We start from the raw sequence: 20,688 nt of genomic DNA on the forward strand, positions 1-20,688 counted from the left end.
TCACCCCCGTAAATTACCAACTTTTAAATTTTGCTGGAGGTGTATATAAGCCTCCTGACCATTGCACAAGTTCATCTATATTTTTGGCAGCTAATAAAGAGCGTTTAGCGTCTGCTCTTCTAATTCCTAAATCCTCTGGCATTGCTATTAATCCCTTTTCTCGTAATTGCTTCGATAATTTCGGATTATGATTCATCCCAATAGGTGTTACACCTGCAATGGCAGCAATCATTTCACGTTTTTCTGCTGGGCTATCTGTTTTATATAAGTAAGCAATACCTTCCTCTGTTACCACATGTGTGACATCTTCTCCATAAATCATGACAGGGGCGACAGCTAATTTTGCTTGATCTTTTACAGAAATAGCATCTAGTGACTCAACAAATACTGGTGTATTAGCATCCTGAAATGTTTCAGCAACTTGTACAACTAGCTTCTTCCCTCTTGCAAGAGAATTTTCGGATGTTATCATATTTTTCCAAGCCTCTGTCGAGTGACGTCTCCCTCCCGGATCGTGCCCCATATTTGGTGCTCCACCATATCCAGCAACTCGGCCTTTTGTTACTGTTGAAGAGTTCCCTAATCCATCCATTTGTAAGGTTGACCCAATAAATAAATCGACCGCATACTGACCAGCTAATTGAGCCAATGTTCGATTGGAACGTAGACTGCCATCTCTACCTGTGAAAAAAACATCTCGCCTTGATTCTACGTATTTCTCCATCCCTAGCTCCCCACCGAAGCAATGAACACTTTCCACCCAACCTGATTCAATGGCAGGAATGAGCGTAGGATGAGGATTCAGCACCCAATTTTTACATATTTTACCTTTCAATCCTAATTTCTCGCCATATGTTGGTAATAGTAGCTCTATAGCAGCTGTATTAAAGCCAATGCCATGATTTAATGATTGCACACCATGCTTCTCATAAATTCCGCGGATTACCATCATTGCTTGTAAAATTTGAATATCTGTAATATGTCTTGGGTCACGGGTAAATAAAGGTTCTAATTCATACTCTTTATCTGCAACGACGATAAAGTCGATCCATGAGCCTGGGATATCAACACGAGGTAGCTCATCTACTATTTCATTCACTTGTGCAATGACAATACCGTCTCGAAACGCTGCCGCTTCTACTAAAGTGGGCGTTTCCTCAGTATTAGGTCCCGTGAAAAGATTACCAAACCTATCCGCTTTATCTGCCGCTACTAATGCAACGGAAGGAATTAAATCAATAAATAATCGACCATACAATTCCACATACGTATGAAGATCTCCTAATTCTATTTTTCCGTCCTCTATCATTTGTGCAATTCTTAAGCTTTGTGGTCCAGCAAAAGAAAAGTCTATTTTTTTAGCAATTCCATCTTCAAAAATATCAAGATGCTCTGGACGAGAAATACTAGACAGAATCATGTGTAAATCATGTACCTTTAAAGGGTTGACCTGCGCTAATGCTTGTGATAAAAATGAAGCTTGTTTTTGGTTATTTCCCTCTAGTACAACACGATCACCGGGCTTAATGAGACACTCTAGCGCATCAACAATACGATTAGTTGGTATGACTACTCCATCTACTAAATCTTTCACACTACTTAATTTTTCCTTTTTTGCATCCAATCGTGTTGTCCAAGATTTCCTTGTTATACTTTCATGAATTAACACCATGCCATACACCCCTTGTACGTTTTTACGTTAATTTTTTAATAGAAATAAACAGTCCTCAATTCCATTTTTACTGATGGATATAGACCTGGCATCCGGAAATGCACTTGTTGCTAACTTAGTTAAAATGTCACCTGGCGGCATTTCAATGAATAGCCTAGTTCCGTTTTCATATAAAATACTTGTCGCATCATGCCATCGAACGGGATGACAAATACTTATCGCTAAATCCTGTTTAATAGCCTCTGCGGTTTTTAACAAACGTGCATTTACATTGCTAGCAATCGGAATTTTCGGTCTTTTCAGTTCAATCTTATTGAGTTCATCAAGCAATCGTTGGCTAACATTTTGAAAAAGAGGACAATGAGACGGAGTCGAAACATTCAATAATTTAGCGGACTTAGCCCCATGTGCACTTGCATAATGAATTACCTTTTCCAGACCACTCAAAGAGCCAGATATCGTGATTTGATAAGGAGCATTTCGATTAGAAACATACACTGGTTCATGTTCAAGTGAAAACTTATTTGTGATTTCTAGAAGATCTTGCTCATTCATTCCTAGAACAACACCCATTCCAAATCCTTCGCTACATGTTTGCTCCATTAATTCTCCCCGCAATGTCACCAGCTTTAATGCTTCTTCAAAAGTTAAAGTCCCTGCCGCGGTGGCAGCTCCAAAAGCACCAACCGAATGACCAGCCAAAAATGAAGGAATTAACCCTTTCATTTCAAATAGCTTATAAGTGGCTACAGAGGAAATTAATAAACACTGTTGAACTGCCTTTGTCTTTGAGAGTGCTTCTTTGCTGTGTAATGTTGATATTGTTTGCTGTAAAATATCACTACTTTGCTCTAGCATATCTTTCACGTAGCACTCTTTAGGAAGATAATCTAACATTCCTTCAAACTGCGAGCCCTGCCCAGGAAATAAAAAAGCGCTTCGCAAAATCATCACTCCTTACAAAATTTGTCGACGAATATTGAAAATTACATCTTCTGTATGTTTTCTTAAAATCGAAATCAATTCATCTAGTTGATTGTCCTTTAAAAGCTCATAAATTTTACGGTGCTCTTTTCGTGATTTCTCAATTGTGTCATTAATAGAAAAATGAATACCTTGTATACGCAATAATGGTAAACTTATTTTGCTATAGACACCTTCAATTACTGTACTCTCACTAAATTTAATAAGTGTAAAGTGAAAGGCATAGTTTAAATGAGTATATTCCATTTGATTGGAACACTTTTCCATATCTTTAACAATTTTTTTCATTTCATTAAGTAATGTTTTCTTTTTTTGAGGCTCATGAATTCTCTGTGCTGCTAATATCTCTAAGTTATTTCGTATATCTAACAAATCTTGTACCTCTGTAAGTGTGTAACCTTTAATAAATGCACCTTTACGAGGTACTCTCTCAATAAGGCCCTCTGTAGAAAGTAAATAAATAGCTTCACGAATAGGAGATCGACTAGTATTAAACATTTCAGCATAGGAGCTTTCTACTATTTGATCACCTGGCTTCAGTTCACCATTTAAAATCTGATCCATAATTTTTTGTGCCACTGTCCGCGATAAAGCGTTATCCAATAAATCTGTAAAGTACTCCATCCAACCACTTCCTTATGTAAAAATCTAGTCGTACAGTCGACTGTATACCAAAACAATACTACATACCTTTCATGTTTTCAATCGAAAAAACAATAATATTCTACTTATCACTATTTTTCTAGTTGATTTATTATGGAGGATAAATTATGATATTTTCAGAATACAGTCGACCGAATATTTTAAATATTAGGTCAAATCATTTCACAAAGGGGTGCAGGGAAAATGGTAATCTATGGAGTTGCTATCTTAGCAGGGTGTTATTTAGTGGGAACAATTGTCGGGGAATTTATTGGAGCTCTAATGGGAATTGATTCAAATGTAGGCGGGGTTGGAGTAGCAATGCTGTTATTAATCATTATTGTTGATAAGTTAGTAAAAGCCGGAAAAATTAGCAAACCTGCTAAGGATGGCTTAAGCTTTTGGAACGCTATGTATATTCCTGTCGTAATTGCTATGGCTGCAAGTCAAAATGTGCTAGGTGCATTAACAGGAGGTCCATTAGCAATAATTGCAGGGGTCGCTGTGGTAATTATTAGTTGGATTTGTGTTCCCCTACTAAGTGGAAAGCAAGAGCCAATGGTAGAAGTGGATAAGCAAATAGTGGGAGGTGAAGTGGATGCATGAAATAATTAGAAATATTTTAACGAATAATGGATTAATTACTGCATTCGTAATTGTTGGTTTCACCATGTGGGTCGCTTACTTCATTTCAAATAAGTTAACAAAGGGACTCATTCATGGCTCAGCCATTGCCATCGTGCTAGGTTTAATTTTAGCTTATATTGGTGGGGTTTCAACTGGTGGAACAAAAGGCCTTTCCGATGTTAGCTTCCTTGCTGGTATTGGCTTCTTAGGCGGTAGTATGCTCCGAGATTTTGCTATTGTTGCTACCTCTTTTGGCGCCAATTTCGATGAAATAAAAAAAGCAGGACTTCGAGGCGTACTCTCCTTATTTATTGGTGTCATACTATCTTTTGTAATTGGCGTTATTTTTGCAGTTAGTTTCGGCTATAGGGATGCGGTAAGTATTGCAACTATTGGTGCTGGCACTGTTACATATATTGTAGGACCTGTCACAGGAGCCGCATTAGGTGCAAGCTCTGAAGTCATGGCCATTAGTATTGCTGCAGGTTTGGTAAAGTCTGTACTAGTAATGGTAGGAACACCTTTTGTTGCAAAGTCTATTGGATTAAATAACCCTGTCACTGCTATGGTATATGGTGGGCTAATGGGTACTACGTCGGGTGTAGCAGGAGGATTAGCCGCAACAAATCCTAAACTAGTACCTTATGGGGCAGTTACTGCGACTTTCTATACAGGCCTAGGATGCTTACTTGCACCTACTCTTCTTTATTTATTAACAGCTATGATTTTTTAATAAATATATCAAAAGCGCAAGAATCAACTTAAAATACTTTTGATTTCTTGCGCTTCGACAAGCATTATCTGATTTTTGACTAGAAAGATTGTACTGTCATGCTTATCCCATCTTGTTTCCACCAAATACATATGACTCATTAGAGTAGTCACTTTCGAATCATTATTGAATAAGATTTTGTAAGATAAGTGCAGGTAGAATCAATATCTATTCATAGATTTTTTATCATGCGATACCTCTTTCTCGTTTTAAGCATTGGCCACTACATTGCCTAAAAATCGTAATAATCGGAAATGCAACGTGACCATTTCTTCTACCGTTAAATTCTCATTGCCCTTCTCTAACCATTCTTGAATGACTCCTAAAATTGCAGATGCTATAAAGGCTTGTAAATATTGCTGAAATTCGGGGTCCCTCACTTCCTCGCGAACCGCCGACAATCTGTCCAAAATATGATTGCCAAATATGGTTTTCATTTTTTGTGTAAAGCTAGGACTTCCCTGTTCACCTAATAACATACGAAAGGCAGGTGCATGATCTTTGATGCAGGTAATGACCTTGATGAACGGTTGATAAAGTTGTCCCATTTTTAAAGTTTGAAAAGCATCCACTGGTTGTACATGCTTCACATAGCGTTCCAATTCCATCAAAAGTTCCTGCTGCAAATCCTCCATCACTTTATATTTATCAGAATAATGTAAGTAAAAGGTGCCTCGATTAATTTGAGCGGTTAGTGCTAAATTTTTTACTGTCACACGTTCAAAGCCGACCTCCTCCACTTGCTGGATCAATGCCGTTTTAATCGCTAGTTTTGTTTCAAAATTCATCTTGTCATGTACGGACAATGCGCTTCCCTCCATTTACTTAACACATACTGGCAAACTGTTTATTGTATTTGCTCACATGCTACCTTAAAATTTTTATCAAATCAACATTGTGTTCAGTGAAGGAGTGAATTTTATATGGTAAACCATGCCATCTCCATCAATGCCCTTGAAAAAAGTTTTCATCATAAGCAGGTCATTGCCCCCCTATCTTTAAATATCCCTAAGGGGCAATTAATGGGATTGCTTGGTCCATCAGGCTGTGGAAAAACAACGTTAATTAAAATGATAATGGGTATGCTAAAACCTGATAACGGCGCTATTGAAGTATTAGATTTGGTTGTACCTCATCAACAATTATTGAAAGATATCGGCTATATGGCACAATCAGATGCTCTTTATACAGATTTAACGGGGGAGGAAAATTTACATTTCTTCGCTAAGCTCTATCCCTTATCCAGAGCAGAACGAATGGAGCGTGTAGCCTATGCTGCCAATCTTGTCCGTCTAACCGATGATTTACAGCTTAAGGTGGAGAATTATTCTGGCGGAATGAAACGAAGATTATCCTTAGCAATTGCCCTTATTCAAGATCCTAAGCTATTGATTTTAGATGAACCAACAGTAGGTATTGATCCTGTCCTCAAAAAAGAAATTTGGCAAGAGCTCATTCGTTTAAAAGAACAAAAACATAAAACCATTTTAGTAACGACCCATGCAATGGATGAGGCAGAAAGATGTGATCAATTAGCTATGCTGAGAAATGGTCGGATTATTGCCCAGGGTACACCTCAGGCATTAAAGGAACATTACCAAGCAAAAGATTTTGACGAAGTATTTTTATTGGCTGGAGGGGACGGACTATGAGAATTGCTGCAATGGTAACAAGAATCATCCAACAAATGAAACGAGATAAACGGACACTTGCATTATTGTTCTTAGCTCCACTGCTTGTACTGTCATTAATGTACTTTATTTTTAATAGTAACGAAGCTACGATCACATTAGTTGTCTCCGATGCCCCCACGCCAATCATAGAGAAACTAAAAAATGCGGATTTTTTTATTATTGAAGATAATAATTTTACAAAAAAACAACTTCAGGATAATGAGTATGATGGATGGCTAGCAATAGAGCCAAATAGTAGTAAATTAACTTTATTAAATGCTGATCCTTCCCAGTCAAAGGCTTTAACCATGCAGCTTGCACAAATTTTACAGCCATCTCAAGCCTCAACAATGGGAAGCTTGAAAACAGACTATGTGTATGGTGATGAGGATACTGCCATTTTTGATATTTTTAGTCCCATGCTCATTGGTTTCTTTATCTTTTTCTTTGTTTTTTTAATTACTGGCATTGCCCTGTTAAAGGAGCGCACCTCTGGAACTTTGGAACGTTTACTCGCAACACCCATTAAGCGTTCCGAAATTGTAGCAGGTTATATGATTGGGTATGGTCTATTTGCCTTTCTACAAACGATTATTATCGTGTTGTTTGGCATTTATGTACTTGATATTGTCCATGTAGGCTCAATCTGGCTTGTTTTACTTATTAATATGGTAGTCGCTCTTGTATCCTTATCATTAGGTGCGCTATTATCGAGCTTTGCCGCTTCTGAATTTCAAATGATGCAATTTATACCATTAATTATTGTTCCACAAGTATTCTTTTCGGGCATTTTCCCACTTGAGAGTATGGCTGAATGGCTTCAAAACATCGGCCGAATCATGCCACTTTACTATGCAGCAGACGCATTGAATGGCGTTATGTATAAAGGTTATACTTTCCCTGATATTATCCTGAATCTCAGCATACTTGCTTGTTTCGCTATTGTTTTTATTACGTTAAATATTATCAGTTTAAAAAAATATCGTTCGTTATAATGAAACATTAAAAGTTCTGCTTTATTAGTAGAACTTTTTTATTGCGAGTAAATTAATAGCTAAATACAGGAAAATTATCCAATTTTATTGGAGTGAAAGACCAAATTTCTTTATAATAATTTTATAATCATAATTATCCAAAGAATAAAGGTGAGTGAAGATGGCTACTATTTTGGAAATACAAAACGTTTGTAAACAATACAATGGGAAAACAATTTTAGATCATGCATCGTTTTCGATTGCGGCCAATGAAATTATTGCGCTTGTCGGAAAAAACGGTTCTGGAAAAAGCACTTTACTCAAAATTATTGCGGCGTTTATTAAACCAGACAGCGGTAAAATTGTGGCGCATAAAACCTCTCTAAAAGTCGGTTATGTCCCAGAAGTCACCCCTTCAAATATTTTATTTACACCACAAGAATATCTTTATCATATGGGCCGGATTCGAGGTATGCCAAAAAGGCATCTTTTGCAAAAGATAGAAGAATTGCTTGATATGTTTCAATTAAAAGAGTCGCAAAATACAAGGATCGTCCACTTCTCTAAAGGAATGAGGCAAAAGGTAATGATCATGCAAGCCATGCTAGAAGAAACAGATTTATTAATAATGGATGAGCCATTGTCAGGGCTAGACGCCAAAGCACAAAATGATTTCGAACAAATATTGGCTACAGTAAGAGATAAAGGACTAAGCATCATCCTAACTTGCCATGAAACAAAATTACTCGAAAACCTTGTCGATTCAGTTTTGCTTATTCAAAAAAATCAAATTATTCATGCAAAGGAATTGACTAGCTATCCTGTGAATCGACTACTATTTGACATTGCAAGTTTAGCATTACTAGATGAAATTTTACCTTTGATGGATATCCAACAAAAACGACCTTTAGCGAATGGGCATTTCGAAATAGTAGCAATTGTACAGACAAAGGATTCAGATCAAATATTGCTAAAGCTACTACAAAAAAATGCCTCTATTAAATATTTAACTAATGTACATCACAAAAAAGAACAATTTTCTTCTCATTTTTAATAGGAGGTATTGAAAAGGATGAGCAGTTTATTGCGCTATCAATTGATCAATTATTTAAGAACCTATCAATACGTACCACCTTTTACTATTTTTATCCTATGTCTTGTCGTTAACTATACCTTTGTTCCTAATCCTATATTAGATAGCTATTCATTTACATCACTTATTCTATTCTTTTTAATGGGCTGGTTTACTGTTACGTTATTTCATGCAGAGGATGAGGGACAAAAGATGATTACTACTCTTCATGCCAAAAGTCCAACACATTACAATATGGGAGTTTTCATTATTTGTGGTTTAATTGCTTTTAGCTTAAGCTGCGTTTCTGTCTTCTATCCGATTCTAATTGATGCGTTTTTCGAAACACCCAAACCATTACATATAGTATTAGGTTTCTTGTCACACTTTAGTTTATCGATTCTTGCTATTGCACTCACTGCCTTGTTCACAAGAGAACTTGTAAAAAATAAGCAAAATACTTGGTGGGGTGTCATAAGTATCCTAATTATTTCTGTCGTTATCGCTACTTTAAAAAATAATATACAAGCTAGTCTCCTGTGGCTACTACCACCTGTTCATTTTTCACTAGAAATAATGAGTGTAGGTGATCAACTTGAAGTAGTCCCTAACGTATTTTACTGGCACTATGCTTGGATAATCATTTACGCGTCCCTTATCATTACTTTATTTTTCTTCCTCGTTAACCGAAGAAGAAAATGATTCTCACTTTTTATGAAGGAGAGATAGTTTCATAAAGAACATCAATATGCTAATTGTGGAGGACGAAAATGATATTGCCAATATTATAAAGGATTACTTAAGCGTTCATCAGTTCCATTCACATATTGTAAGAGCTGCCCATGAAGCTATCCTTTATTTGCAAGAGTCCGCTCCAGATTTCGTAATCCTTGATCTTTCTCTACCCGATTGTGATGGGATCGACATATGCCGTAAAATCCGTGAACATAGTAATGTGGCGATACTCAGTTTGAGTGCTAGAAGGAGTGTTACCGATAAAGTATTGGGGCTAGGATTCAGTGCGGATGATTATATGACTAAACCATTTTCACTAAGTGAGCTAGTGGCAATTACCAATGCCCTAAAGCATACCTCCACTGGAGATACTCGATATAACTATTACTACTTATATCGAGTATCAAACACTCTATATTCAGGGGTGTTTCCGGAAGAAATGCCCTTTATTTTCGAACGTTTTTTAGAGGTCGCCAGCCCGAAAGAGAGTCCGCTATTAAAAACGAAGGAGCGGGGCTAGGGGCTATCTATTTGTCTATTATGAAGGAACACCATGGTTCCATTTCATAGCAAGCACAGGGAAGGTACTACCTTTATTCTCACACTCCCTATCTCGTAAAAGACTCCCATTTTAGGTAGTCTTTTTATCGTTCATCGTACTTTTCCGATATGCTAAACAGAATGAAAGGGTAAGTACGCTACCAAAAAATGAATCGATGATACGGACAACCCATACTCCATAGCTGCTTAAAGGAATGCCATTGATTAACTGCCAAAGACTTACATAAACAAACGTTAATAGTGCTAGTACACTCCAAAAAGCAATTTTTTTCTGAGGAGATACGGCCGACACTTTTTTATGTTTAATCAAAGATGCCCTGTAATACATATATCCCAAAATAAGCGAAATGCCTAACAATGTACTTCCATGTTGTAAAAATTTATATATGGGAATTGGAAAGCCAAATAAAGTAAATGTTTGAGAAAGAAAACGAAGATTGGTCACCATAAGCCCATTTTGATGTGTAAATGAATCCCATATGACATGGGTTAGCATACCTAGTAATGCTGAATAACTAAAAACAATGATTTTCCAAGTTTTAGTCCCTGCCTTTTGATAGCTATTAAAATCCTGTAAAAATTCTGGTAAATGGCTCATGATTGGCTGATGGATAAACCGTTGATAAATCAAGTAGATTACTAGAACGAGTGGAAGATTGAATAAAAAGAACCCTGTAAATGTATGACCAATCTCCCCTATTGGCCGTCCCCTTAAAAAGTATTCGAAATCTGGAGCCATACTACCTAATACCAAGGCAGAAAAATGAATATATTTACTTTTCCGAGAAAAAGGTAGGACCGCCGCTGGATGAGCAAATGTTAATGGCAAAACTTCCATCTCCTTTTATGACATCTTGCAGATTATACAACGTTTTTTAGTTGAAAAGGTTACTCCGACTGTATGAATTTATTAATAATTTCATAAGGACCTACTAATCATTACATATAACACTAATATATTAAAAGGAGGATTACTATGGAAAAAGAAGTATTGATACGAGCCCCAAATGTATGTAAAACCTATTCAACTGGTAGCGAGCAATGCCATGCCATTAAAAATATGAATATTGATATTTATGCTTGGCCCCTACTCATTAGGGGCTCCTTTTATCGATTTCTGGAGGAACCATACTTCACTAAATATTTTCTTCCGATAGCACGACAATATTATTTCTTCGAAGTAAGGCAGTGGTTACGCCTTCCCCAACTATTTTAGTCCCGTTAAACTCGCCATTATAAATCGCTGTACTACCGCAGGATGGGCTATTTTCCTTTAAGACGACCTGAGTCGCCCCCACCTCTAGCGCTTTCTGTAAGGTCGCATACGCTCCCTTCAGATACAGTTCTGTGACATCACGGCCAGACCTTTCAATAACGGTAGCTTTGCCATCAAGAACATCTTCTCCATTTCCGCCCACAATTTCAGCAGGCTCACGAGGTGTTGAAAATCCTCCCATCAGCTCTGGACAAACGGTGACAGCCTTTTTCTCTAACACTAGCTTTTGTACACTATCATCTAGACAGTTCGTACCGTTATAACGAACATTTAATCCTGCTAAACAAGCACTTATTAAAATCACTGCCTCCCTCTCCCTCCATGATGATCGTCTGTATGAATAACATCATTTTAACATGCGTTCCTGGAAAATGACTAAGTGACCTAGCATTTTCTCTGATACAATACTTATCAAAGCTGTTCTAAAATAGGGATTAACCATCTATTTAACTTTCTAAGAAATTGATAGGGAATTTTAAAATAAAGAAGAAGGAGTAGATTTTCGTGGAATTTACGATTTGTTTTCTAAAAAAAGGGGAGCACATCCTATTACTTAATAGAGATTATCCAACTTGGATGGGCGCATGGAATGGTGTAGGTGGTAAAATTGAACAAAATGAAACACCTTTAGCTGGTGCCCTACGAGAAATTAAAGAAGAGACAGGTATTACGGTTGAGGATATTACATATAAAGGTAAAATAACATGGACCGATGGGGTCATTGATTATGGCTGTATGTATGCGTTTATAGCAGAGATTCCTGATTCATTTACATATATTACACCGATAAAGGTTGCAGAGGGCATTCTTGATTGGAAGGAGCTTTCTTGGATTTTCCACCCTGAAAATGTAGGCATTGCGGATTTAAAGTATTATTTGCCTACAATGCTTAATGAACCAACAAACTACGAATACATCTTTACTTATCAAGACAAAAAATTAGTCAATATCTCTTCAACACCCATTGAACAAACATCTAAAATATAATAAATAAGCCTCGTCATTGTAAAAAGTACATGACGAGGCTTGTTCTTATGGTCTTGTCTGGGCTAATCGCATTCGACACATTGACCAACATAACGTTGTATGCTGTATTTCATCATGGATATCCCATAGACTATCTACTGCTCTCAATTCGACATTACGTTCTAGCAATTCACTACATATATCCTCGATTTCAAATAACGCAATAGGAATTTGAGCTGTTTCGCTAACCAAATAGCCAGCATTTTCATCTTGTAACGTAAACCCTTTTCTCTCAAATTCATATAGGTACAGTCTTGTATTTTTCAATACCTCTAACCACTTGCTTTCAATCACTACTACATGAGGAGCTATTGCGAGATAATGCTGTCTGTCCTGCTCTGTAGTTTGACTCCCAGCATGAAAACAAACACGCGGACAATCTCTGGGAGTTAAATAATTAGGCAAGCATCTCTCGTTAATTGCCCATACAAGACCTTTGCTTGCATCTAAATCTGGTCGCTCAGGTATACGAGGATGGAAAATCGTTATCGTAGGGTCTTCGCTAACATGAAATAATCTCACGGACTCTGCTCCTTATTTTTTCAACTTAAATACAATAAAATCAGCACAATGCAAATCTTCCTCAAATTGAGGATACTTCTCTAGCATCTCTTGTGACGGTCTAGGCTCTACAATTTTTTCTATATGAAAGCCAGCTTCCGTAATCGCTTCCACATAGCTTGTTAATGTGCGATGAAACAATACAATAGGTGGGTCAGCAGCTAGTTGTTGATATACGCCTTCATAAAAGTAACGTTGTACCTTCCAATACTGTTGCTCCAGCTGCTCATGTCTAATCCATCCACTATTTGGTGTAACAAAGCATGGATGCAATATTGAAAAAATAAAAGTACTATTCGGCTTTAAAAGGCGATACATCTCACGTATTGTAGCACGATAATCCTCTAAATCTTGAAGAACCATATTCGAAACGATACGATCAAATTGGTTGTCTGCTAAGAAGGCTAAATTTTCACAATTACCATGAAAAAATTGGACCGGCAACTGCTGCGGTGTTCTTTCCATAGCAATGTCTAGCATTTTTTGTGAAAAATCAACAGCCGTTACGATAGCCCCTTTTTTCACTAGTATTCTACTTAAATATCCTTCGCCACACCCCGCATCTAATATATGCTTTCCATCCACCTCTTCCAGTAAAGAAAAGATAGTAGGGTTTAATAGTACTTCGTGATGAATATCACCATACTCATAATAATTAGCCGTATACCTTTCCGCATATTGATTCCAACGTTCAATGGCTTGCTCTGTATTCATGAAAATACCTCATTTCAATGTTAAATCGTAACGTTACGTCCCTTGTGCACTTGTCTATTTTTTCATATAAAGAAAAAAAATTATAGACTTTTATTTAATTTTTTAATATCATGTAGATAGAGGCACGCCTTCTTTAAGTAAATGACTAAAGCCAGAAATCCATATAGGATTTCTGGCTTTTATGCTTTATATAGAAATGGTATGTTCAGCAACTGTTTCCTTTTTAATGGTTAGCCATCTTCCCACTAACATCACTAGTAACGCCAAAAAGACGATGATACCCGCAAAGACTAGTGCAGCCTTATAGCTATTATAAATATCGACCAACTGTCCGGCGACAATCGGTCCAATTATTTGTCCAAACGCATAAAACGTTGTTAGTAATGATACAACAAATCCACTCTGTGTAGGAAAAAGTTGTCGTGCATAGGATGTAGTCAGTGTCACAATACCTACAAAGGTTAGACCGAATAAAAATGATGCTAGCAATACACTCCATACGGTTTGTGAAAATACAGGTAACAAGATGCCTATTACTTGAAGTATGTATGCCACAAACAAAATTTTTATCGCTGAAAACTTCTCTAATAAGATCGTCCACACAGGTGCTGATGGGATGGCGGCTAATCCTACAACGACCCAGCTATACGAGGAGTATGCTTGGAGAGAAGGAATATTGTGAATAATATCAACTAAAAATGTACCCGTGATAATATACCCAAGTCCCTCAAGTCCATAGGACAGGATAAGCCATGGCATAAAGCCCTTTGTCATTTTCGTATTCGAAGATTTTGCTCCTTTTAAAGTATCCTGAACCTCTAAACCTCTCCATAAAATGGTAGTAATCAGTAAAAAAACAATTGATAGTATGCCTAGTCCTACCCATGTTCCTTGCCATGCAAGTCTCTCTTCAATAAGAGGAACGCATATACCTGAAATGGCAATCCCTAGCCCTATACCACTAAATACATAGCCCGACCATCGGGATAGTGAGTGTTTCGCCAAATAATCCATGACAATACTAGACGTTAGAACAAAAATGAGTCCACCTGTAATACCAGCGATTAATCGAAGAATTAACCATATACTATACACCTCAATCAAGCCCATTAATCCAACTGATAGGACATTAAAAATAACACTTGCCATTAAAATTTGTTTACGCTGACGATGAATAAAGCCCGCCCATAGTGCCCCAATGAAATAGCCAATATAATTACTTGAAGCTAAAAACCCAGCAACTTCTAAAGAAAATCCTACATCCTGTCGCATAAACGGTAGGATCGGCGTAAAAGCAAATCGACTAATCCCCATAGCGATGACGAGTAATAAAATTCCTCCGAAAACAATCCCCATATGTTGGCGATTCATAGTGTCCCCCCTTTTCCCCTATTGTAATTAAAAGGATACCGAGCAAAAATTAATAAATCTAATATATAATGTATATAAAAGCATAAAAATAATTTATAAAAGGTGTGTCTATCATGAATCTACATGCACTGCGGTTATTTACAAAGGTAGCCGAACTCAATAGTGTTTCCAAAGCTGCGCAGGCCCTTATGATTAGTCAGCCCGCTGTAACCATTCAAATTCGAAATTTAGAAAAAGAACTAGGTTTAACATTGCTAGAATCAAAAGGTAGAGGTATTACATTAACTCAAAGCGGCACCTTTTTATATAAGCAAGCACAGCGCTTATTTGATTTAGAAATAGATATCGAAAATAAAGTACAACAGTTAAAAAGTACAGGCCATGAGGAATTACAAATTGCTTCCACACATGTACCCTCTCATTTTTTATTACCTAAATTATTGGCTCATTTTAAACAAGTCTACCCAACTACCCATATTCATTTAAAAACAGCTAATTCACAGCAAGTAATAGAAGAGTTACTCCATTATAAAGCAGATTTAGCCTTTATTGTTAAAGAAGATGGTCATCACCCTGATATTCATTATCAATTTCTGATGAATCTAGATTATTGGTTTATTGTGCCATACAATCATTCATTAGCTGGGCAAACGGTTTCTCTTTCAGAACTCATGCAACAGCCCTTTGTCACAAGAGAAGACGGTAGTTCCACAAAGGAATACTTAAATGCATTATGTAAAGTATATAAGATTCCCCCACCTAAAGTAGGACTACAGCTAGATGGAATCAATGAGTCGATTCATGCTATTGCAGCTGGTTTTGGGACGATGCTAGCTCCATCTATTGCTGCATCCAGCTTTATCCAACAGGAACAAATAGCACGAGTGTTTATTAAAGAGATTGACATTCAGCGTCCAATTTATCTTTGTACACGAAAAAATGAACAACACCATTCAGCTTCTTTTAATCACTTTCTTCATATCATTAATGAAACGATTTCTTAAAGAAAAAGCACTCTAGCATCAAAAAAGAGTGCCTTTTTTTGTATCCTTCAGCGTCCGTAAAAGCTCTAAAAATGTAGGCTAAGACTTGATCTCTCTTCTTACCACTCCATATTATTATTCGTTTTTTTATAGACTTAATAGTTTAAATAGCCTATAATAATCCGTGTTATTATCAATAAACGAACATTAAGGTGGTTTTTATGGCTGAATATACGCAAATTTTTAAAGGAACGGCTTTTACTAGTACATCTGCTACTGAAGTTCAGATTTTAAAAGATTATTTATTTTTCATTAATGCAGATGGCATGATTGAAAAAACAGTCTCTCCTGAACATGCTGATTACCAACAACTATTAACTACATACCAACACCATAAACATTTTCATCAATTAGATGAAGGTCAATATTTCTTACCAGGATTTGTCGACTTGCATGTACATGCACCACAATGGGCGCAATCTGGTACAGCTTTAGACATACCACTTTATGATTGGCTGAACACATATACATTCCCTATCGAATCAAAATTTTCGGATTTAGCATTTGCCCAAGAGGTCTACGAAGATTTAGTGAGCACACTCCTTGCTAACGGCACAACAACATCCTTATATTTCGCGACAGTTCATAAAGAGGCTAGTATTCTTTTAGCAAAAATTTGTGCTGAAAAGGGGCAACGAGGATTAGTCGGAAAAGTGGTGATGGATGACCCTGAACAAAATCCTCATTTTTACCGAGATGCTACTACACAAACAGCGCTTGCTGATACAGAAGCATTCATTTTAGCTGTTAAAGATTTAGCAAAGACAACTAAGCAAGGTGTATACCCAGTTGTCACTCCTCGCTTCATTCCAAGCTGTACCGACAATGCTTTAAAGGGCTTAGGGGAATTAGCAGCAAAATACAATACACATATCCAATCTCACTGTAGCGAAAGCGACTGGGAACATGGCTACGTCAAGGAAAGATTCCATAAAAATGATGCTGAGGCTCTCCATGATTTTGGTTTATTAGGCGAAAAATCTGTTATGGCCCATTGTAATTTCCTAAGCGATGATGATGCACGTTTATTTGCTGAGACAGGCACAGCTATCGGTCATTGCCCGATTTCTAATGCCTATTTTGCAAATAGCGTTATTCCTATTGCCCGCTTCCTTGCACTTGGTGTTGATATTGGATTAGGTTCAGATATATCAGGTGGATTTTCCCCTAGCCTTTTCGATAATGCAAGACAGGCAGTCATGTCATCGAGAATGCTTGAAGATGGTGTAGATACAGCAATTGTAGCCAACAAACGTGGTGTTCCAAATTCACGTATTACGATTAATGAAGCCTTTTATCTAGCGACAGCTGGTGGCGGGGAAAGCTTAAGTCTTCCAATTGGCCGTTTACAGGAAAATTATACATGGGATGTACAAATCATTGATACAAAGATCCATTCTGCAAAGCTTCCAATTTTCGATAGCCAAGAAGCATTACACGATATTTTCCAAAAAATAATGTATCTTGTTCGTCCAGAGAATATTCGTGAGGTTTGGGTCCAAGGAAATAAAGTTCATTCAAGGGACTAATGATTTACTAACTGTCTATATTAAAAATTTATTCATATGAGGTGCACATCTTCGTGGAAACGCAACATAGCCAACTAACTAATACAACGAAAAAAACAACACAATTAACCGTACTTCCAGATGAAAAAGTCTCGATTGGTCAATCAGCGCTACTAGGTTTACAGCATGTCATGGCAATGGATGTTTACGTTGTCCCATTTTTAATCGCCATGTTAATTGGCTTACAAACTGGTCAAGCCAGTGCATTAATCCAATCAACCTTTATTGCTGCTGGGCTTGCAACTATTATACAAACACATTTCTGTATGAAATTACCGATGGCACAAGGTCCTTCCTATGTTCCGTTAGGAGCCATCGTTGGTATTTACGCAGCAAGTGGCAGTGGTGATTTAGGTTGGAGCACAATATTAGGTGCAAGCTTAATTGGGGCCATTTTAGTGATTATTTTAGGTTACACAGGTATCTTCAATAAAATTGTACAGACATTTATTCCGCCCATTGTAGGGGGAACAATTATTTTTGTTGTTGGTTTATCCTTAATGCCTGTCGGTTTAAGCGATAATATTTTTAATGGGGCAGGTGCATCCATTGAACAAAATATTTATTTAGCGTTAATTTCAGCAGTTGTCCTAATCATTTGTGTAATGTTTGGTACAGTCTTCCATCAAAAGGGTCGCCTATTCCGTATTGGCTCCGTTATTATTGCTTTAATAGTCGGTAGTGTTGCTGCAAATATGATGGGAGTTTTAGATTTATCAGCTGTATCACAAGCAAAATGGTTTAGTATGCCACAAATTCCATTCGCGGATTTCAGCTTTAGCTTTAATATTTCCGCCATTATTACAATGGTCATTATCTATATTGTCTTAATGGCGGAAACAACTGGCACATGGTTTGCCATTAGTAATGTCATCGACAAACCTTTAACGGATAAGCAAATTAATCGCGGTGTTGTTGGTGAAGGGATTGGCTGTTTTATTGCTTCTTTACTAGGTTCTACACCTGTAACTGGTTACTCTACAAATGCAGGGGTTATCTCCATTACAGGAATTGCTAGTCGTCGCGTATTTATTGCTGCGGGTATTTGGTTTATAGTTTTTGGTTTCTCTGGTAAATTAGCCGCACTCATTTCAGCGATTCCCTCGGCTGTCATTGGAGGAGTGTTTGTCATTGTATGCGGCATCATTGCTATTAGTGGTCTGCAGGTAATGAAAAATGAACCTATTGGCGAAAAGGAAATGTATGTGATTGCTATTCCAGTCATTTTAACGTTAGCGTTGACATTATTGCCAGATGATTTCTTGTATTCATTACCGACAACTGTTCAATATTTATTGGGCTCACCAATTGCCACAGCTGCAATTGTAGCCATTGTCCTCAATAAACTATTACCACGCTCAAAATAATCAACCAATTCATGCACCACCCTCTTTTTACATTGGAAGCGGGGGTTGTGCATATTTAATTTTTCAAAAATTTCTGTTTCATTTTCTAACAATCTGTTATACTTGAGCAAAAAAGTAGGGATTATTATGGTATATGATGTCATTATAGTTGGAGCAGGCTCTATGGGGATGGCGGCAGGTTATTATTTAGCAAAGTCTGGGAAAAGTGTTTTAATGCTGGATGCTTTTGATCCCCCTCATGAGGAAGGGAGCCATCATGGAGAGACAAGAATTATTCGATTTGCCTATGGTGAGGGAGCTAGCTATGTACCTTTCGTTAAACGAGCTGGGGAGCTATGGCAGGAGCTCGAATCTTTAGCAGATGAGAACTTATTTTTACAAACTGGGGTAGTAAATATCGGAGAGCCAAATTGCAGCTTTATTCAAAACGTAAAAGCCAGCGCTACCCTTCATGAATTAGCACTCGAACACTATTCAGCAGCTGAAGCCATGAACAAGTGGCCTGGATTATCTTTACCAGCCAATTTGGTAGCATGCTTTGAGCCGACAGCTGGGGTCCTTCGAGTTGAAGCATGTATTAGAGCCTATAAAAAGCTAGCCTTGCAAGCTGGGGCACGCTTACAGATAAAAGAAAAAGTTGTTGGCATCCAAGCGGGAGAAATTGTGCAAGTTCAAACGGCCAATCAAGTCTATGAGGCAAAGCATTTAATTGTCACTGCTGGGGCATGGGCAACTGAGCTACTTCAAACGCTGGACATCGCCCTTCCTGTTACACCAACGCGAAAAACCTTTGCATGGTTTGAAGCGGATGAACAGCTTTATAGTAATGAGGTCTTTCCAGCCTATTGCTTTGAATTCGCTGATTCCTCTTACTATGGCTTCCCAAGCATTGATGGTGCAGGACTAAAGCTAGGTCGACATGATGGCGGCGAAGAAATAAATCCAAATAAACCTCTTCATCCATTCGATGACCATGATCGTGCAGATTTACAACATTTCATTCAGCAATTTATGCCTCAGCATGGAGCATTAAAATACGGGAAAACGTGCAAATATTCCATGACGCCAGACGAAGATTTCATCATCGATTTCTTACCTACTCATCCAAATATGATAATTGCGGCAGGTTTTTCAGGTCATGGCTTTAAATTTAGCAGTGCCGTTGGAGAAGCTCTCGCAGAATTAACATTACATGGTAAATGCAAGCAGGATTTAACACGCTTCCAGCTTAATCGATTTTATTAGTTTTGAATACATGTAGAAAACAATCAATAGCCGGCATTAAATGGATGCTTCATCATAAAAGCAGAGTGGAACGTAAGGCGGCAATTCCAATTGTGGAAATAAGCGACGTTACTTTATTTCATTCTCTATCAATTTAATATTTTATTTTTATTAACCTAAAAAGAACCCCAAACATGTAACTTTATCAATCACTATAATTTGGGGTTCAACCATATTAAAAATCTTACGCTTCAATCAGTGCTAAAAAATCCTGCCAATGATGCAATCTTGGTAACTCAACATGCTGATTATAAGATTGATTTTTTAAAATTACTTTTGTTTGTATATTGTGAAGTGTCTCCAGTACTGCTGGTTTATCATCTACATAAACATCTAAAGCAAGCTCTTTTATAATCGCTACCTTCTCGGCATCTTGCATCCCACAGAAAAAATGGCCCTCTTTTATCGGAAACCCCTGTGCTTCCATCCATTCTTTTGTTTGCTTACAAAATTGCTTAGGCCGAGAGGTAATGTAGTAAATATCATGACCATGATAAGCTAAAGCTTGCAGCATTTTTAATGACCCTTCAAAAGAAGGACAGTTCGTAAAATAAATCTCTTCTAATGAACTACTCCACATCGCTGCGCCCTCTGCATCTGATAAACCAAAAGGCTCATGAATTTCTACTCTTTTTAGGGTATGAAAAATATCAATCGGAATATTTTTCCCCATTTTTTTATTGTAAATGGCAAAGGCATGTGCCCGTAAATCTATCAGTGTATCATCAATGTCAAAACCAAATTTCATTAGATGTGTTACATCCTT

22 protein-coding genes are annotated in these 20,688 nt (G+C 37.3%); 12 read left to right on the forward strand and 10 right to left on the reverse strand.

The genetic code is table 11. From position 1 onward, the window contains the following. Window positions 1-13: 13 nt before the first annotated feature. Genes mdcA through AC3CH7_RS04010 form a run of 3 tightly spaced genes read right to left on the reverse strand, consistent with a single transcriptional unit; the run spans window position 14 to window position 3,280 of the window. Entirely contained in the window at window positions 14-1,672 is a 1,659-nt protein-coding gene (gene mdcA / locus AC3CH7_RS04000; RefSeq protein WP_099805091.1) for a malonate decarboxylase subunit alpha, read from the reverse strand. Between the two features lie 27 nt (window positions 1,673-1,699). After that, the gene (gene mdcH, locus AC3CH7_RS04005; RefSeq protein WP_306552420.1) at window positions 1,700-2,623 is read right to left on the reverse strand and encodes a malonate decarboxylase subunit epsilon; all 924 of its coding nucleotides are present in this window, start codon (window positions 2,621-2,623) and stop codon (window positions 1,700-1,702) included. 6 nt (window positions 2,624-2,629) lie between these two features. Continuing rightward, window positions 2,630-3,280 (reverse strand): GntR family transcriptional regulator, encoded by a 651-nt coding sequence (locus tag AC3CH7_RS04010; protein ID WP_099805089.1) that lies wholly within the window; start codon window positions 3,278-3,280, stop codon window positions 2,630-2,632. Between the two features lie 222 nt (window positions 3,281-3,502). Here AC3CH7_RS04010 and madL point away from each other — a divergent pair, with 222 nt between their 5' ends. Together madL and madM are read left to right on the forward strand one after the other, a co-directional pair. Continuing rightward, complete coding sequence (gene madL / locus AC3CH7_RS04015; protein WP_099805088.1) at window positions 3,503-3,904, forward strand: malonate transporter subunit MadL; 402 nt, start codon at window positions 3,503-3,505, stop codon at window positions 3,902-3,904. Further along, window positions 3,897-4,658: a malonate transporter subunit MadM gene (madM, locus tag AC3CH7_RS04020; protein ID WP_099805087.1), complete on the forward strand. Its 762-nt coding sequence runs from the start codon at window positions 3,897-3,899 to the stop codon at window positions 4,656-4,658. Before madL ends, madM begins: the two co-directional genes overlap by 8 nt. A 248-nt stretch (window positions 4,659-4,906) precedes the next feature. Here madM and AC3CH7_RS04025 read toward each other — a convergent pair whose 3' ends face one another. Next, a complete protein-coding gene (locus tag AC3CH7_RS04025; RefSeq protein ID WP_099805086.1) occupies window positions 4,907-5,503 on the reverse strand; it encodes a TetR/AcrR family transcriptional regulator in 597 nt (198 codons plus the stop codon). Between the two features lie 117 nt (window positions 5,504-5,620). On the opposite strand from AC3CH7_RS04025, the gene AC3CH7_RS04030 reads away from it, so the two are divergent. The 5 genes from AC3CH7_RS04030 to AC3CH7_RS04050 all read left to right on the forward strand — a co-directional run bounded on the left by AC3CH7_RS04030 (window position 5,621) and on the right by AC3CH7_RS04050 (window position 9,671). Beyond that, entirely contained in the window at window positions 5,621-6,349 is a 729-nt protein-coding gene (locus AC3CH7_RS04030; RefSeq protein ID WP_036167564.1) for an ABC transporter ATP-binding protein, read from the forward strand. Continuing rightward, window positions 6,346-7,365 carry an ABC transporter permease gene (locus AC3CH7_RS04035; RefSeq protein ID WP_099805084.1) on the forward strand — a complete coding sequence of 340 codons (1,020 nt, stop codon included), beginning with the start codon at window positions 6,346-6,348 and terminating at the stop codon, window positions 7,363-7,365. The genes AC3CH7_RS04030 and AC3CH7_RS04035 overlap by 4 nt, the downstream gene beginning before the upstream one ends. A 160-nt stretch (window positions 7,366-7,525) precedes the next feature. Then, complete coding sequence (locus AC3CH7_RS04040) at window positions 7,526-8,398, forward strand: ABC transporter ATP-binding protein (RefSeq protein ID WP_012293459.1); 873 nt, start codon at window positions 7,526-7,528, stop codon at window positions 8,396-8,398. A gap of 18 nt (window positions 8,399-8,416) precedes the next feature. Further along, window positions 8,417-9,118 carry a hypothetical protein gene (locus AC3CH7_RS04045; protein ID WP_012293458.1) on the forward strand — a complete coding sequence of 234 codons (702 nt, stop codon included), beginning with the start codon at window positions 8,417-8,419 and terminating at the stop codon, window positions 9,116-9,118. A gap of 46 nt (window positions 9,119-9,164) precedes the next feature. Further along, the gene (locus AC3CH7_RS04050) at window positions 9,165-9,671 is read left to right on the forward strand and encodes a response regulator (protein ID WP_488381591.1); all 507 of its coding nucleotides are present in this window, start codon (window positions 9,165-9,167) and stop codon (window positions 9,669-9,671) included. Between the two features lie 111 nt (window positions 9,672-9,782). On the opposite strand, the gene AC3CH7_RS04055 is transcribed toward AC3CH7_RS04050, so the two are convergent. Together AC3CH7_RS04055 and AC3CH7_RS04060 are read right to left on the reverse strand one after the other, a co-directional pair. Further along, window positions 9,783-10,541 carry a DUF4184 family protein gene (locus AC3CH7_RS04055; RefSeq protein ID WP_036161034.1) on the reverse strand — a complete coding sequence of 253 codons (759 nt, stop codon included), beginning with the start codon at window positions 10,539-10,541 and terminating at the stop codon, window positions 9,783-9,785. Between the two features lie 307 nt (window positions 10,542-10,848). Next, the gene (locus tag AC3CH7_RS04060; RefSeq protein WP_036167560.1) at window positions 10,849-11,292 is read right to left on the reverse strand and encodes a 2-thiouracil desulfurase family protein; all 444 of its coding nucleotides are present in this window, start codon (window positions 11,290-11,292) and stop codon (window positions 10,849-10,851) included. Between the two features lie 200 nt (window positions 11,293-11,492). On the opposite strand from AC3CH7_RS04060, the gene AC3CH7_RS04065 reads away from it, so the two are divergent. Then, window positions 11,493-11,975: an NUDIX hydrolase gene (locus AC3CH7_RS04065; RefSeq protein ID WP_012293454.1), complete on the forward strand. Its 483-nt coding sequence runs from the start codon at window positions 11,493-11,495 to the stop codon at window positions 11,973-11,975. A 45-nt stretch (window positions 11,976-12,020) separates the two neighbouring features. Here AC3CH7_RS04065 and AC3CH7_RS04070 read toward each other — a convergent pair whose 3' ends face one another. The 3 genes from AC3CH7_RS04070 to AC3CH7_RS04080 all read right to left on the reverse strand — a co-directional run bounded on the left by AC3CH7_RS04070 (window position 12,021) and on the right by AC3CH7_RS04080 (window position 14,660). After that, window positions 12,021-12,536: a DUF6886 family protein gene (locus tag AC3CH7_RS04070; protein WP_036167559.1), complete on the reverse strand. Its 516-nt coding sequence runs from the start codon at window positions 12,534-12,536 to the stop codon at window positions 12,021-12,023. Window positions 12,537-12,548: 12 nt separating this feature from the next. Next, complete coding sequence (locus tag AC3CH7_RS04075; RefSeq protein ID WP_012293452.1) at window positions 12,549-13,289, reverse strand: class I SAM-dependent methyltransferase; 741 nt, start codon at window positions 13,287-13,289, stop codon at window positions 12,549-12,551. A gap of 186 nt (window positions 13,290-13,475) precedes the next feature. Further along, window positions 13,476-14,660, reverse strand: a complete 1,185-nt coding sequence (locus tag AC3CH7_RS04080; RefSeq protein ID WP_012293451.1) for a YbfB/YjiJ family MFS transporter — start codon at window positions 14,658-14,660, stop codon at window positions 13,476-13,478. A 113-nt stretch (window positions 14,661-14,773) separates the two neighbouring features. Between AC3CH7_RS04080 and AC3CH7_RS04085 the strand changes: the two genes are divergently transcribed. The 4 genes from AC3CH7_RS04085 (at window position 14,774) to solA (ending at window position 19,883) form a co-directional block, all read left to right on the forward strand. Beyond that, complete coding sequence (locus AC3CH7_RS04085; RefSeq protein WP_031419143.1) at window positions 14,774-15,664, forward strand: LysR family transcriptional regulator; 891 nt, start codon at window positions 14,774-14,776, stop codon at window positions 15,662-15,664. Between the two features lie 200 nt (window positions 15,665-15,864). Then, window positions 15,865-17,232: a guanine deaminase gene (gene guaD / locus AC3CH7_RS04090; RefSeq protein ID WP_036167558.1), complete on the forward strand. Its 1,368-nt coding sequence runs from the start codon at window positions 15,865-15,867 to the stop codon at window positions 17,230-17,232. A gap of 53 nt (window positions 17,233-17,285) precedes the next feature. After that, window positions 17,286-18,638, forward strand: a complete 1,353-nt coding sequence (locus AC3CH7_RS04095; protein ID WP_031419142.1) for a uracil-xanthine permease family protein — start codon at window positions 17,286-17,288, stop codon at window positions 18,636-18,638. Window positions 18,639-18,764: 126 nt separating this feature from the next. Further along, window positions 18,765-19,883 carry an N-methyl-L-tryptophan oxidase gene (solA, locus tag AC3CH7_RS04100; protein WP_036167556.1) on the forward strand — a complete coding sequence of 373 codons (1,119 nt, stop codon included), beginning with the start codon at window positions 18,765-18,767 and terminating at the stop codon, window positions 19,881-19,883. A 223-nt stretch (window positions 19,884-20,106) separates the two neighbouring features. On the opposite strand, the gene AC3CH7_RS04105 is transcribed toward solA, so the two are convergent. Next, a complete protein-coding gene (locus tag AC3CH7_RS04105; RefSeq protein WP_012293447.1) occupies window positions 20,107-20,670 on the reverse strand; it encodes a 5' nucleotidase, NT5C type in 564 nt (187 codons plus the stop codon). Window positions 20,671-20,688 lie beyond the last annotated feature (18 nt).

It is taken from the genome of Lysinibacillus sp. F12 (assembly GCF_057773605.1).

What these genes read in the sequence shown, in the direction of transcription:
- AC3CH7_RS04035 (WP_099805084.1), top strand. Translation starts at nt 6,346, where the DNA reads ATGAGAATTGCTGCAATGGTAACAAGAATCATCCAACAAATGAAACGA.
- AC3CH7_RS04085 (WP_031419143.1), top strand. Translation starts at nt 14,774, where the DNA reads ATGAATCTACATGCACTGCGGTTATTTACAAAGGTAGCCGAACTCAAT.
- madL (WP_099805088.1), top strand. Translation starts at nt 3,503, where the DNA reads ATGGTAATCTATGGAGTTGCTATCTTAGCAGGGTGTTATTTAGTGGGA.
- solA (WP_036167556.1), top strand. Translation starts at nt 18,765, where the DNA reads ATGGTATATGATGTCATTATAGTTGGAGCAGGCTCTATGGGGATGGCG.
- AC3CH7_RS04075 (WP_012293452.1), bottom strand. Translation starts at nt 13,289, where the DNA reads ATGAATACAGAGCAAGCCATTGAACGTTGGAATCAATATGCGGAAAGG.
- AC3CH7_RS04080 (WP_012293451.1), bottom strand. Translation starts at nt 14,660, where the DNA reads ATGAATCGCCAACATATGGGGATTGTTTTCGGAGGAATTTTATTACTC.
- AC3CH7_RS04040 (WP_012293459.1), top strand. Translation starts at nt 7,526, where the DNA reads ATGGCTACTATTTTGGAAATACAAAACGTTTGTAAACAATACAATGGG.
- madM (WP_099805087.1), top strand. Translation starts at nt 3,897, where the DNA reads ATGCATGAAATAATTAGAAATATTTTAACGAATAATGGATTAATTACT.
- AC3CH7_RS04010 (WP_099805089.1), bottom strand. Translation starts at nt 3,280, where the DNA reads ATGGAGTACTTTACAGATTTATTGGATAACGCTTTATCGCGGACAGTG.
- AC3CH7_RS04045 (WP_012293458.1), top strand. Translation starts at nt 8,417, where the DNA reads ATGAGCAGTTTATTGCGCTATCAATTGATCAATTATTTAAGAACCTAT.
- mdcA (WP_099805091.1), bottom strand. Translation starts at nt 1,672, where the DNA reads ATGGTGTTAATTCATGAAAGTATAACAAGGAAATCTTGGACAACACGA.
- mdcH (WP_306552420.1), bottom strand. Translation starts at nt 2,623, where the DNA reads ATGATTTTGCGAAGCGCTTTTTTATTTCCTGGGCAGGGCTCGCAGTTT.
- AC3CH7_RS04030 (WP_036167564.1), top strand. Translation starts at nt 5,621, where the DNA reads ATGGTAAACCATGCCATCTCCATCAATGCCCTTGAAAAAAGTTTTCAT.
- guaD (WP_036167558.1), top strand. Translation starts at nt 15,865, where the DNA reads ATGGCTGAATATACGCAAATTTTTAAAGGAACGGCTTTTACTAGTACA.
- AC3CH7_RS04050 (WP_488381591.1), top strand. Translation starts at nt 9,165, where the DNA reads ATGCTAATTGTGGAGGACGAAAATGATATTGCCAATATTATAAAGGAT.
- AC3CH7_RS04105 (WP_012293447.1), bottom strand. Translation starts at nt 20,670, where the DNA reads ATGAAATTTGGTTTTGACATTGATGATACACTGATAGATTTACGGGCA.